Below are 13,218 nucleotides of genomic sequence, written 5' to 3' on the forward strand. Positions count from 1 at the left end.
AAGTGGGGCGAGTGTCCTCTTTCCGTCCCCTAGCATGGCTACCCAGAGTGATTCCCGCCGTGCGGTGCAGAGCGTACGGCGACTCCCCCAGTTTCGCTCGGTGACACCAGCCGATTGGGCAGTTCCGCTTGACGTCCGACCGGCTGTACCGGGAGATTGGCCAGCGCACCTATGAACGATCTCGATCTGAACACCCTGCTCGGTGCCGAGGACGACGAAGGCTCTTCCCGGCGCCGGTCCCGGAATTCCGGCAAGCGCGGCGGTCGCAGGCGGCGCCGCAGGCGCAACCGGGGCGGTTTCATCGCCCCGCTGCTGGCGTTCGTCATCCTGGCGGGCATCATCGGCGGCGGCGGCTACTACGGCTACATGTGGCTCAACGACGCTCTCGTACCCGACGACTACACCGGCCAGGGCACCGGCGAGGTCGTCATCGAGATCAAGGCGGGCCAGAGCGCGTCGGAGGTGGCGCAGGAGCTGGAGAAGCAGGGCGTGGTCAAGAGCGCCAGGGCGTTCACCAACGCGATCTCCAACGCCAACATGAGCGCCAGGCTGCAGCCCGGTGAGTACAAGCTGCGCAAGCAGATGTCGGCCGCCGCGGCGGCCGCGGCGCTCGTCCCGGGCAACAAGCTGCTCGCCAAGGTACGCCTCGCGGAGGGCCTGCGCCTCAGCCAGATCTACAACGAGCTGGCCAAGCAGACCGGCAAGCCGGCCAAGGAATTCGCCGCCGCGGCCAAGGACGTCGACGCGCTCGACCTGCCGTCGTACGCCAAGGGCAAGCTGGAGGGGTACGTTTTCCCCGCCACCTACGAGTTCCAGCCCAAGACCACGCCCAAGGAGATGCTGGCGGCGATGGTCGACCGCTACAAGCAGGCGGCCGAGCAGGCGGAGCTCGAAGCGGGCGCCAAGTCGCTCGGCTACACGCCGCACCAGCTCGTCGTCATCGCGAGCATCGTGCAGGCCGAGGCGGGCCGCCAGGAGGACATGGCGAAGATCGCCAGGGTCATCTACAACCGGCTCAAGCTGCCGATGAAGCTGCAGATGGACAGCACCACGATGTACGCGCTCGGCAAGTTCGGCACCGCGGCCACCAACGCCGAGACGCAGACCAAGCACCCGTACAACACCTACTACGTGGACGGTCTGCCGCCCGGCGCCATCACCAACCCCGGCGACCACGCCATCGAGGCCGCGCTGAACCCGGCCAAGGGCAACTGGCTCTACTTCGTCGCCACCGACCCGAAGAGCAACGTCACCAAGTTCGCCAACACGGAGGCGGAGTTCAACCAGCTCCTGGCGGAGTACCGCGCGAACGGCGGCTGACACGCAGGCTGACACGCAGGCGACCTGAAGCGGCCGTCCGGATCTCCGGGCGGCCGCTCGCTGTAAGGTCGTACAGTTCGGAAGGGAGTGGGGGATGCGGGCTGCGGTGATGGGGTCGCCCATCGGCCATTCGCTCTCGCCCTGCCTGCACAGGGCCGCCTACCAGGCGATGGGGCTCGGCGGGTGGAGCTACGAGGCGTTCGAGTGCGACGAGGCGCGGCTGCCGGGGCTGCTGGCGGAGCTGGGGCCGGTGCGCGGCCAGGCCGGCGCCGGTGCGGACGCCTGGGCGGGCCTGTCGCTGACGATGCCGCTCAAGCGGGCCGTGCTCCCCCTGCTCGACACGGTCTCCGACCTGGCCGTCGAGGTGGGCGGGGCCAACACCGTGGTGTTCCGCGACGGGCGGCGGCACGGCGACAACACCGACGTCTACGGCATCGGGCAGGCGCTGGCCGAGGCGGGGGTGCCGGTGCCGCGCTCGGCCACCGTCCTGGGCGGCGGGGCCACGGCGGCCTCCGCGCTGGCGGCGCTGCGCGACCTCGGGCTGTTCTCGGCCACGCTGCTGGTCCGCGATCCCGCGCGGGCGGGGGAGACGGTCGCGGTGGCCGAACGGCTGGGCGTGGCGCTGGCGGTGGAGACGTTCGACAAGCTCGACGCGTTCACGGGGGTGGACCTCGTGGTGTCCACGCTGCCGGGCGGCGCGGCCGACGTCTTCGCGGGCCGGCTGGCGCGGGTGCCGGCGCTCTTCGACGTCATCTACTCGCCGTGGCCGACCGAGGCGGCGGCGGCCGTCACGGCGGCGGGCGGCATCGTGGTCGGCGGGTTCGCGATGCTGCTGCACCAGGCGGTGCGGCAGGTGCAGCTGATGACAGGGGAGACGCGGGTGCCGGTGGCGGCCATGCGCGCCGCTGGCGAGGCCGAGATCCTCAGGCGGGCCGCCGCGCGAACGGGATGATTCGAGCGGGCTCGGGCGTTGTGGTAATGTAGCTCTCTGATCGGTCCGGCATGCCTTGCTGGACGCGCAAGCGGAGGTCTCCCTCCCACCTGAGTCACCGCGAGGTGGCCGGGTCCAGGATCACGCCGGACTCTCCGGGGAGCTCGAGGCCACGAAAGCCACAGAGCTCAGTGGCCCCGCATGCGCGACGTGCGGGGCTTTTCGCATTCGGGGGAATGCGTCAAGCTCCGATACGACGAGCACGTAGGGATCGCAAACCTAGGAGGCCCCATCAGCACTGAGCCCCGCATCAACGAGCGTATCCGAGTTCCCGAGGTTCGCCTCGTGGGCCCGAACGGCGAGCAGGTTGGCATCGTCTCGATTCACGACGCCCTCAAGCTCGCCCAGGAGGCCGACCTCGACCTCGTCGAGGTCGCGGCCACGGCTCGACCGCCCGTGTGCAAGCTCATGGACTACGGCAAGTTCAAGTACGAGTCCGCGATGAAGGCGCGCGAGGCGCGCAAGAATCAGGCGCACACGATCATCAAGGAGATCAAGCTCCGGCCGAAGATCGACCCGCACGACTACGAGACCAAGAAGGGTCACGTGGTGCGGTTCCTCAAGGCGGGGGACAAGGTCAAAGTCACGATCATGTTCCGCGGACGTGAGCAGTCCCGGCCGGAGCTCGGTTTCCGGCTGCTGCAGCGGCTGGCGGACGACGTCCAGGAGCTCGGCTTCGTGGAGTCCCACGCCAAGCAGGACGGCCGTAACATGATCATGGTGATCGGTCCGCACAAGAAGAAGGCTGAGGCCAAGGCCGAAAAGGCCGCAGCCAAGGCACAGCGTGGCGACGAGGAGCTTTCCGTACCGGAAGAGTGACCCGTGGTTGGGGTTAGCCTTACAGCACCCCAGCAGCCACCGGCAGACGTAGGACGCCGCGACCGGGCCGGCCAGCACCGGCCCGGCCACCGGCACGACCGAAACGAGGAGAGACGGCGACATGCCGAAGATGAAGACGCACAGCGGTGCGAAGAAGCGGTTCCGGGTCACCGGCACCGGCAAGATCAAGCGTCGCCGTGCCAACCGCGCGCACTACAACGAGTGGAAGTCGTCCACGCTGACGCGCCGTCTCAAGAACGAGGTCGTCCTTTCCGACGCCGATTCCAAGAAGATCAAGAAGCTGCTCGCCAAGTAGCGCGAACTTTCCCCGGGGAGAAGAAACATGGCACGCGTGAAGCGGGCGCTCAACGCCAAGAAGAAGCGCAGGGTCGTCCTCGAGAGGGCGAGCGGTTACCGTGGCCAGCGGTCGCGTCTGTACCGCAAGGCCAAGGAGCAGATGCTCCACTCGATGACGTACGCCTACCGGGACCGCAAGGACCGCAAGGGCGCCTTCCGTCGTCTGTGGATCCAGCGCATCAACGCCGCCGCTCGTCAGAACGGCATGACCTACAACCGCCTGATCCAGGGTCTGCGGCTGGCCAACATCGAGGTCGACAGGAAGATTCTCGCCGACCTCGCGGTGAACGACAGCCAGACCTTCGCCACGCTCGTCGAGGCCGCCAAGAAGGCGCTTCCGGCGAACGTGAACGCTCCGGCCGCGAGCTGAAGCGGTCGATCTGATCGAGGGGCCCACCGAACGACGGTGGGCCCTTTGTTGCTGTCTGCACGAGTTGGGGGAAGTCTGTGGCCGGGTCTGAGCTGACCAACGTCAGGTCGCCGCGGGTGAAGGCCGCCAGGCGGCTCGCCAAGCGCGCCTTCCGCGAGCAGGACAGGAAGTTCCTGGCCGAGGGCCCGCAGGCGGTGCGCGAGGCGCTCAGGCTGGACGACGTGGCGCTGGAGCTGTTCGTCACGGCCGAGGCCGAGCTGCGCCACCCCGAGCTGGTCGGCGAGGCCGCGGACAAGGGCGTGCCCGTGCACCGGGCCAGCGGCGAGGTCATGTCGGAGCTCTCCCAGACCGTGACCCCGCAGGGCCTGGTGGCCGTCTGCCGGCTCGTGCACGTGCCGCTGGAGCAGGCGCTGAGCGGTGAGCCGCGGCTGGTCGCCGTGCTCGCGCACGTGCGCGACCCGGGCAACGCGGGCACCGTGATGCGGGCCGCCGACGCCGCCGGGGCCGATTCGGTGATCTTCACGGACGCCTCCGTGGACCCGTACAACGGCAAGTGCGTGCGCGCCAGCGTCGGCAGCCTGTTCCACCTTCCCGTCACGATCGGTGCACCGGTGGGCGCCGCCGTGCGTCAACTGAGGGAGCGTGGACTGCGCGTGCTGGCGGCCGACGGCGCGGGCAAGCACACGCTCGACGATGTCGATCTTTCCGGACCCACCGCGTGGATCTTCGGCAACGAGGCCTGGGGACTGCCGGAGGAGATACTCGCCGAGGCGGACGATGTGGTCAGAGTGCCCATCTACGGACAGGCTGAAAGTCTGAACCTGGCCACCGCCGCGGCGGTATGCCTTTACTCCTCGGCCAGGGCTCAGCGAGTGCCCTAGGCGGCCGGAAACCCGCTATTGTCGGCGTTGTAGGCGGAGGAGGCGAGGTCGTGCACGGCGCAGACACCGACGGGCGAGTTGTGGCCGCCGCGTGCACGATAGCCATCGACGATCTTCCCGACGGCCTCATCGTGACCGACCGATATGGGTGCGTCCTGGCCGTCAACCGGGCCGCGGCGCGGCTCACCGGCGTCGCCATGGAGCGCGCGGTCGGCCGGCACATGACCGACGTCTTCCCCTTCCGCGACCACGACGGGCGCGACTGGTGGAAGGCGCTCGACCCCGAGGGCGGGCTGCGTACCAGGAGCCGGGTCCCCGAGCGTCCGCTGCACCTGCCCGGCGGGCAGGAGCTGTACGTGGCGGCCAGGCTCGTGCGCGAGCCCGAGCGGGCCGGCGAGGTCGAGCGCGTCACGATCACCCTGCGCGACGGCGGCGCCCGCGCCCGGCTGGAGCGCAGCCGCGCCGACCTGGTCTCGACCGTGGCCCACGAGCTGCGCTCGCCGCTGACCAGCGTCAAGGGCTTCACCGCGACGCTGCTGGCCAAGTGGTCCCGCTTCACCGACGAGCAGAAGCGCGTCATGCTGGAGACGGTCAACAACGACGCCGACCGCGTCACCCGGCTCATCACCGAGCTGCTCGACGTCTCGCGCATCGAGTCCGGGCGGCTGGAGGTGCGCCGCCAGGTCGTCGACCTGCCCGCCAGGGCGCGCAGGCTCATCGCGGGCCGGGTCGCGGCGGGCGAGGCGGAAGACCGGTTCCGGCTCATCGTGGGCGACGACCTGCCCGAGATGTGGCTCGACCAGGACAAGATCGACCAGATCCTGGGTAATCTGGTGGAAAACGCGCTGCGCCATGGGCGCGGCACTGTGACAATGGAAATCGAGTCCGTCGGATGGGGAGTTGCCGTGTCGGTGCGCGATGAGGGCGAGGGCATCGAGCCCGAGCTGGCCCCGCGCGTCTTCAGGCAGTTCTGGCGAGGCGGCAACAGCCGTCGCCGCGGCGGCACCGGCCTCGGCCTGTTCATCGTGAAAGGCCTGGTGGAGGCGCACGGCGGCACGATTACGGTGCAGCGCGCGCCCGAGGGCGGGGCGGAGTTCCGATTTACCGTGCCCACCGGCACGCCCGACTTCGCCAGCGTCTAGTTGCCGAATGCGGGCCCGGTGGGCGGGCCCCACTAGACTCTTTTCCGCTCAAGCCCTGGATACGGAGCCCACTCTTGTCTGACTACGATCCCGTCGAGGTGACACCGTTGCATGCCGACGAGCTGTCCCGGATGGAGGCCGACGCCATCGCGGCGATCAAGGCGGCCGGCGACCTCGACGCACTCAAGCAGGCCAGGCTGGCGCACGCGGGCGACCGCTCGCCCATCGCCCTGGCCAACCGTGAGATCGGGGCCCTGCCCCCGGCCGCCCGCGCCGAGGCGGGCAAGCGGGTCGGCGGCGCCCGCAAGGCGATCAACGAGGCGCTGGCCGCGCGCCAGGCCGAGCTCGAGGCCGAGCGCGACGCGCGCGTGCTCGTCGAGGAGACCGTCGACGTCACCCTGCCGTGGGACCGCCGCCCGCGCGGCGCCCGCCACCCGCTGACCACCCTCCAGGAGCGCATCGCCGACGCGTTCGTCGCCATGGGGTACGAAGTGGCGGAGGGGCCCGAGCTCGAAGGCGAATGGTTCAACTTCGACGCGCTCAACATCGCCAAGGACCACCCGGCCCGCTCCGACCACGACACGTTCTTCGTCGGGTCCACCGGCTCCGGCATGGTGCTGCGCACGCAGACCTCGCCGGTGCAGATCCGCGCGCTGCTCCAGCGCGAGCTGCCGGTGTACGTGATCTCGCCGGGCAAGACGTTCCGCACCGACGAGCTCGACGCCACCCACACCCCGGTCTTCCACCAGACCGAGGGCCTGGCCGTCGACGAGGGCCTGACCATGGCCCACCTCAAGGGCACCCTCGACCGGTTCGCCGAGGTGATGTTCGGCAAGGGCATCACCACCCGCTTCCGGCCGAACTACTTCCCGTTCACCGAGCCGTCCGCCGAGATGGACCTCAAGTGCTTCGTCTGCCGCGGCACCTCGGCGATCCCCGGCAACCCGCCCTGCCGCACCTGCAAGTCGGAGGGCTGGATCGAGTGGGGCGGCTGCGGCATGGTCAACCCGCGCGTGCTCGTCGCGTGCGGCGTGGACCCGTCGCGCTACTCCGGGTTCGCCTTCGGCATGGGCATCGAGCGGACGCTGATGTTCCGCCACAACGCCGAGGACATGCGTGACATGGTCGAGGGCGACATCCGGTTCACCCTCCCGTTCGGAATGGAGATCTGATGAGGGTCCCGCTCTCCTGGCTGCGGGAGTACGTCGATCTCCCGGCGGTCACCGCGCATGAGGTGGCCGAGAAGCTGACCGCCGCCGGGCTCAAGCTCGAGTCGATCACCTCGCACGGGCACGACGTCAAGAACGTCGTCGTCGGCGAGGTGCTGGAGATCGAAGAGCTGACCGGCTTCAAGAAGCCCATCAGGCACTGCAAGGTCGAGGTGGGCGAGGCCACGCCGCGCGAGATCGTCTGCGGCGCCTCCAACTTCGCCGCCGGTGACCGCGTGCCCGTCGTGCTGCCCGGCGGCGTGCTGCCCGGCGGGTTCGAGGTCGGGGCGCGCAAGACGTACGGGCGCATGTCCGAGGGCATGATCTGCTCCGAGCGCGAGCTGGGCCTCGGCGACGACCACAACGGCATCATGGTGCTGCCCGAGGGCACGCCCATCGGCACCGACGTGGTCGAGCTGCTCGGCCTGCGCGACGACGTGATCGAGCTGGAGATCACGCCCGACATCGGCTACGCCCTGTCGATCCGCGGCGTGGCGCGCGAGGCTGCCACCGCGTTCGGCGTCGCCTTCCGCGACCCCGCCGACGTCGAGCTGCCCGCCGAGACGGCGCCCGCGTGGCCGGCCTCGATCGCCGACCCGACGGCGTGCGACCGGTTCGTGCTGCGCGAGGTGAGCGGCTTCGACCCGGCCGCGCAGAGCCCGCTGTGGATGCGCGTACGCCTCACGCGGGCCGGCATGCGCCCCGTGTCGCTGGCCGTCGACATCACCAACTATCTGATGCTGGAGCTGGGGCAGCCGCTGCACGCGTTCGACCGCTCGAAGCTGCGCGGCGAGATCGTCGTGCGCAGGGCCGCGGCCGGCGAGCGGCTGGAGACGCTCGACCACGTGGTACGCGAGCTCGACCCCGACGACATCCTCATCACCGACCAGTCCGGGCCCATCTCCATGGCCGGCACGATGGGCGGGCTGGAGACCGAGATCTCCGACGTCTCCACCGACATCGTCATCGAGGCCGCGCACTTCTCCGCGACCGGCATCTCCCGCGAGTCGCGCCGCCACGGGCTCGTGTCCGAGGCGTCCAAGCGGTTCGAACGCGGCGTCGACCGCGAGCTGCCGCTCGTCGCCTCCTGGCGGGCCGTGCAACTGCTGGCCGAGCTCGGCGGCGCCACCGTGCAGCCCGGCGTCACGCACGCCGAGGTCGAGGTGGAGCCCGCGCGCATCGCGATCCCGTCCGGGCATCCCGGCCGGGTCGCCGGCGTCGACTACTCCCGCGACACCGTCATCGCGCGGCTGGAGCAGGTCGGCTGCGTCGTGGCCGACGGCGACGACCCGGCCGTCCGCAAGGGCGGCGTGGCCCCCACCGGCGTCGTGACCGGCGGCGCCTTGGCCGCCAGGCTCGCCGTCACCGGCGACGACATGCTCACCGTGACGCCGCCGTCCTGGCGGCCCGACCTCACCGACCCCAACGACCTGGCCGAGGAGGTCATCCGGCTGGAGGGCTACGAGAACCTCCCGTCGGTGCTGCCCTCCGCGCCCGCCGGCGCCGGCCTCACCGAGGGCCAGCGGCTGCGCAGGCGGGTCGGCAGGGCGCTGGCCGAGGGCGGCTACGTCGAGGTGCTCAGCTACCCGTTCATCAGCGGCGACGACTTCGACCGGCTGCTGCTGCCCGCCGACGACGCGCGGCGCGTGGCCGCCCGGCTGGCCAACCCGCTGTCCGAGGACGAGCCGCTGATGCGCACGACGCTGCTGCCGGGGCTGCTCAAGACCCTCGTCCGCAACGTCGGGCGCGGCTTCCCCGACGTGGCGCTGTTCGAGACCGGCGCGGTCTACCGGCCCCGCCCCAGCGCGCCCGACGCGGCGCCCGTGCTCGGCGTCGAACGCCGGCCGACCGCCGAGGAGATCGCCTCCATCGAGGCGGCCCTGCCCGACCAGCCGCTGCGCGTCGCGGTCGTGCTGGCCGGCGAGTTCGAGCGGTCCGGCTGGTGGGGCGGCGGGCGCGCCGCCTCCTGGGCCGACGCCGTGCAGGCCGCGCGCCTCGTGGCCGCCGAGGCCCGGGTCGAGCTGTCCATCAGCGCCGACCAGCACGAGCCCTGGCACCCCGGCCGGTGCGCCGCCCTCTACGTGGGCGACACGCTGGTGGGGCACGCCGGGGAGCTGCACCCGCGAGTGATCGAGGCGTACGGGCTGCCGCCGCGCACCGCCGCCATGGAGGTCGAGCTGACCCGGCTGGAGGCCGTCATGCCGGGGCCGGTGCAGACGCCCGTGGTGTCGGCCTACCCGGTCGCCACGCAGGACGTCGCGCTCATCGTGCCCGACTTCACGCCGGTGGCCGACGTGGAGGCCGCCCTCCGCGACGGGGCCGGGGGGCTGCTGGAGTCGATCCGGCTGTTCGACGTCTACGCGGGGGCGCAGGTGGGCGAGGGGAACAAGTCACTCGCCTACTCGATGCGGTTCCGGGCCGCCGACCGGACGCTGACCGTGGAGGAGACCACGGCGGCGCGGGACGCGGCCGTGGCGATGGCGGCTGATCGGGTGGGGGCTCAGCTTCGCGGGTGAGCGCCTGGTGGGGGCCGGTGCGGCGGGTGCTGTGCCGGCCCTTTCGCGTCACATGCGGTCGATCTCGGTGAGGTCGATGTCGACGTCGAACGGGACGATCAGCTTCAGCCTGCCGTGATGAACGATCACCGCTTCGGAAGTCATGGCGCGACGCTACCGACCTATTGTGCTCACGCCTGGTGAACGTCACGAAACGGAGGGCGGTCGATGACCCAGTTGCTCGTCTTCAGCGAGAGAGATGACGCCGAGGAGGTCGCCGAGACGCTGGGGGAGTGGTTTCCCGAGCTGGGCGTGCCCAGGGTGGTGCGGGAGACGCTCGCCGGTGAGGACGACGCCGAGGACGCGCAGTGGCTGGTCGTGCTCGAAGGCCTGGACGGTGAGGCTTTGGGCAAGGTGGATGAGCTGGCTGAGCGGTACGACGGGTGGCGTGAGGAGGCTGGGGGGTTCGCCGCCGGGTAGCGACGCGGGCCTCCGGTGCGCTACGGCGCGGGAAACTGCAGTGTGTCGGCCCTGTAGAGCTTGGTGAGGTCGATGTCGATGTCGATGTCGAACGGAACCGTGAGCTTCAGCCAGTCGTGGAAGACGCCGGCGGGGGCGTAGGCCTTGGTGGCGGGGTCGAGTTCGAAGGCGAAGACCGCGGGCTTCGCGTTGATCTCCTCGATGCGCCAGAAGTGCGGGATTCCGGCTTCGGCGTAGAGGACAGGCTTGCGGTACCTGTCCCGCAACTCGGACGCCGCGGAGACGACTTCTACAGCGAGCACGACATCCGCGGCGTCCAAGCAGATGACTTCGGGCGCGATTCTTGCTTGGGGCCCCACGACCAAGAGGTCAGTCTCTGGACGTTGCCGCGGACCTAGCTTGACGGTCATCTGCGAGAGCACCTCATGACTCGTGGGCGTCAGGGTCTCCAGCAGGTTGTGCAACCGATGAATGACCGCCTGATGGAAGTGTCGCTGGGGGCTCACGAAGACCAAGCTTCCATCAATCAACTCTGTGTGCGCAGGCAAATCCGGAATGTGATCGAGATCTTCTGCCACGAAGCCCTGCGGTGGCGGAAACACCCAGTCGGGGAGCGAGGTAGGCGTCATCTCAACGATCACGGCTTCGGCAGTCATGGTTGAACGCTACCAATCTCTTGTGCTCACGCCAGGTAAACGTCAAGACACGGACGTGGAAGAGTGGGGGCATGCGAGTCGCCGTGCTGTCCGACATTCATGGGGTGCTGCCCGCGCTCGAAGCCGTGCTGGCCGAGCCCGACGTGGCCGGGGCCGACCGGATCGTGGTGACCGGTGACATGGCGGCCGGGCCGATGCCGGTGGAGACGCTCGACCTGCTCCTCTCGCTGGGGGAGCGGGCGCTGTGGCTGAGCGGGAACGCCGATCGGGAGCTGGTCGAGGTGGCGGCAGGGAAGGCGAGTCCCCGCACGGTGTCGCAGTGGGTGGGTGGGCGGTTGCGTCCTGACCAGGTCGAGTTGCTGGCCGGGCTGCCGCAGCGGCAGGTGCTGGAGCTGGGGCGGCTCGGGGTGACGTTGTTCGTGCATGCGACGCCGCGCAGCGACGAGGAGGTGATCCTGGTCGACAGCTCGCTGGAGCGGTGGGGTGAGGTGCTGGCGGGGGAGAGCGCCGCGACCGTCGTGGTGGGGAACACGCACATGCCGTTCGTGCGGCTGGTCGATCGGGTGCGGGTGGTCAATCCCGGGTCTGTGGGGATGCCGTACGGGACTTACGGGGCGCACTGGGCGTTGCTCGATGGGGAGAGCGGGGCGGTGGCGTTGCGGTGTACGGCGTTGGACGCCCGGGTGGTGGGGGAGCGGTTGCTGAGGGCGAAGGTTGTCAGGTGGTGGCTTTTGCCGCTGCCTGGGCGGCTTCGGCTGCGGCGGCGGCCTCGCGGCGGGCCTTCTCCCTCAGCGCGTGCTCGTCCGTCCTGGCGTCGTACCGCAGGAACTTCGGCAGTGCGGCGGCCAGCCCCAGGACGGCGGCCACGCACAGGATGCCGCCGCTGGTGAGCGAGAAGCGGGTGCCGCCGAAGTTGGCCATCAGGCTGGCGCGGGCGTTGCCCAGCATCGGCCCGCTGGCGTAGGAGAGCAGCTCGATGCCGGCCAGGCGGCCACGGTACTCGGGCGGGATGGTCTGGTTCCACATCGTCATGCGGAAGATGCCGCTGATCATGTCGGCGGCGCCGGCGAGCGCGATGCAGACGAAGACCAGCCAGACGTTCGGGGCGAGGCCGGTGAGGGCGACCGCGGCGCCCCAGAGCACGGCGGCGACGATCACGCCGAGGCCTTGGCGCTGCACGCGCGCCGACCAGCGGCCGGTGAGTGAGGCGATCAGCGCGCCGACGGCGGCGGCCGAGTAGAGCAGCCCGAGCGCCTGGGGCGCGCGCAGCTCGTCGGCCAGGAACGGGTACAGCGACGTGGCCATGGCGAACACCATGGCCGCGATGTCCACCAGGTACGTGCCCATCAGGTCCTTGCGGCTCACCGCGTACCGCACGCCCTCGACCAGCGAGCGCAGCGACGCAGGCGCGGCGTCCTCGGCCGGTGGGATGGACCGGACGCGCCAGAGCAGGACGAGCGACAGCACGAACGTCAGCGTGTCCAGGCCGTACGCGGCGGCGGTGCTCCAGGTGACGAGCAGGCCGCCGAGGGCCGGGGCGACGATGGCGCCGAAGTTCCAGCGCAGGCTCGACAGCACGGCGGCGGCGGCCTGCTGGTCGTGCTTGACGACCTGCTGGATCACGGCTTCGAGGCTCGGGCGTTGCAGGGAGGCCAGGCCGGTGGAGAGGGCGCCGACCACGTACAGGACCCAGACCTGCGGGGAGGGCAGCAGCGCGTTGACGAACAGGGCCGCGGAGGTGACCAGCAGGCCGAGCTCGCTCAGGAAGATGATGTTGCGGCGGTCGAGCGCGTCGGCGATGGCGCCGCCCCACAGGCCACACACCACCATCGGCACGAACTCCGCCAGGCTGACCAGGCCGACCGCCAGGTAGGAGCCCGTCAGCTCCTTCATCTGGTACGGCACCGCGACCATCGTGATCATCGTGCCGAACATGGTGATGACGCCGGAGCCGAAGAGCAGCCGGTAGTCGCGAGAATCGCGCAGCGGGCTCAAGTCCAGCGAAAGGTGACGGAGAAGGCGTTTCACGGCAGGTAGCACGAAGTGCAATTGTCGGTGAGCGGTGGACCGTTGGGCAAATCGTTTTCTGAGGCGACGCGAACGGCCCTCCGGAGGTCCGGAGGGCCGTTGACGTGGACGTTCAGGCGGCGGGAACCTTGTCCAGGAAGCCGAGGACCTTGCTGATCCTGCCGTCCTCGGCCAGCTCGATCACGTCGAACCCGACCGCGACCGGCTCCCCGCCCGCCGGCCCCAGGTGCCAGGTGAAGCGGGCGAGATGGTGGTGGGCGTCGTACACCTCGCCCGGGGTGAAGACCAGGCCGGGGAACATGCCCTGCGCGCCCTCGATCACCGCGGCGATCCCGGCGTGGCCGGCGACGTCGGCGAGCGGGTCGGTGTAGGTGGCGTCCTCGGTCCACAGCTCGGCGACGGCCTTGGCGCGGGTCTCGGGGTCGGTCTCGTTCCAGCAGGCGATGTAGCGCTCGACGATGTTCATGGGAT

The 13,218-nt window shown here is 70.2% G+C and carries 13 protein-coding genes and 1 pseudogene; 11 read left to right on the top strand and 3 right to left on the bottom strand.

Going from position 1 to position 13,218, the window contains the following annotated elements:
• The first annotated feature begins 171 nt into the window (after positions 1 to 171).
• The 10 genes from mltG (at position 172) to ABD331_RS36625 (ending at position 10,063) form a co-directional block, all read left to right on the top strand.
• A complete protein-coding gene (gene mltG, locus ABD331_RS36580; protein WP_344485432.1) occupies positions 172 to 1,320 on the top strand; it encodes an endolytic transglycosylase MltG in 1,149 nt (382 codons plus the stop codon).
• A gap of 94 nt (positions 1,321 to 1,414) precedes the next feature.
• Complete coding sequence (locus ABD331_RS36585) at positions 1,415 to 2,272, top strand: shikimate dehydrogenase (RefSeq protein ID WP_344485435.1); 858 nt, start codon at positions 1,415 to 1,417, stop codon at positions 2,270 to 2,272.
• 288 nt (positions 2,273 to 2,560) lie between these two features.
• Positions 2,561 to 3,130, top strand: coding sequence for a translation initiation factor IF-3 (gene infC / locus ABD331_RS36590; protein WP_425566133.1), 570 nt, complete (start codon positions 2,561 to 2,563; stop codon positions 3,128 to 3,130).
• A gap of 121 nt (positions 3,131 to 3,251) precedes the next feature.
• Entirely contained in the window at positions 3,252 to 3,446 is a 195-nt protein-coding gene (rpmI, locus tag ABD331_RS36595) for a 50S ribosomal protein L35 (protein ID WP_090761693.1), read from the top strand.
• A gap of 27 nt (positions 3,447 to 3,473) precedes the next feature.
• A complete protein-coding gene (gene rplT, locus ABD331_RS36600) occupies positions 3,474 to 3,857 on the top strand; it encodes a 50S ribosomal protein L20 (RefSeq protein WP_043622113.1) in 384 nt (127 codons plus the stop codon).
• Positions 3,858 to 3,934: 77 nt separating this feature from the next.
• Positions 3,935 to 4,738, top strand: a complete 804-nt coding sequence (locus ABD331_RS36605) for a TrmH family RNA methyltransferase (protein ID WP_344485453.1) — start codon at positions 3,935 to 3,937, stop codon at positions 4,736 to 4,738.
• 50 nt (positions 4,739 to 4,788) lie between these two features.
• The gene (locus ABD331_RS36610; protein WP_344485456.1) at positions 4,789 to 5,880 is read left to right on the top strand and encodes a sensor histidine kinase; all 1,092 of its coding nucleotides are present in this window, start codon (positions 4,789 to 4,791) and stop codon (positions 5,878 to 5,880) included.
• Between the two features lie 131 nt (positions 5,881 to 6,011).
• Entirely contained in the window at positions 6,012 to 7,052 is a 1,041-nt protein-coding gene (gene pheS / locus ABD331_RS36615; protein WP_344485643.1) for a phenylalanine--tRNA ligase subunit alpha, read from the top strand.
• Positions 7,052 to 9,604 (top strand): phenylalanine--tRNA ligase subunit beta, encoded by a 2,553-nt coding sequence (locus tag ABD331_RS36620; RefSeq protein ID WP_344485459.1) that lies wholly within the window; start codon positions 7,052 to 7,054, stop codon positions 9,602 to 9,604. Before pheS ends, ABD331_RS36620 begins: the two co-directional genes overlap by 1 nt.
• Before the next feature lie 207 nt (positions 9,605 to 9,811).
• The gene (locus tag ABD331_RS36625; protein ID WP_344485462.1) at positions 9,812 to 10,063 is read left to right on the top strand and encodes a hypothetical protein; all 252 of its coding nucleotides are present in this window, start codon (positions 9,812 to 9,814) and stop codon (positions 10,061 to 10,063) included.
• A gap of 20 nt (positions 10,064 to 10,083) precedes the next feature.
• Here the strand turns inward: ABD331_RS36625 and ABD331_RS36630 are convergent, their stop codons facing one another.
• Positions 10,084 to 10,719 (bottom strand): Uma2 family endonuclease, encoded by a 636-nt coding sequence (locus ABD331_RS36630; RefSeq protein ID WP_344485465.1) that lies wholly within the window; start codon positions 10,717 to 10,719, stop codon positions 10,084 to 10,086.
• 71 nt (positions 10,720 to 10,790) lie between these two features.
• On the opposite strand from ABD331_RS36630, the pseudogene ABD331_RS36635 reads away from it, so the two are divergent.
• Positions 10,791 to 11,345 (top strand): annotated as a pseudogene (locus ABD331_RS36635) (metallophosphoesterase family protein); the annotation flags it as partial.
• Positions 11,346 to 11,436: 91 nt separating this feature from the next.
• Here ABD331_RS36635 and ABD331_RS36640 read toward each other — a convergent pair.
• A complete protein-coding gene (locus tag ABD331_RS36640) occupies positions 11,437 to 12,747 on the bottom strand; it encodes an MFS transporter (protein WP_344485468.1) in 1,311 nt (436 codons plus the stop codon).
• Between the two features lie 112 nt (positions 12,748 to 12,859).
• A complete protein-coding gene (locus tag ABD331_RS36645; protein ID WP_344485471.1) occupies positions 12,860 to 13,213 on the bottom strand; it encodes a nuclear transport factor 2 family protein in 354 nt (117 codons plus the stop codon).
• Positions 13,214 to 13,218 lie beyond the last annotated feature (5 nt).

Origin of the sequence: Nonomuraea monospora, assembly GCF_039531895.1 — a bacterium.
Lineage (GTDB): Bacteria > Actinomycetota > Actinomycetes > Streptosporangiales > Streptosporangiaceae > Nonomuraea > Nonomuraea monospora.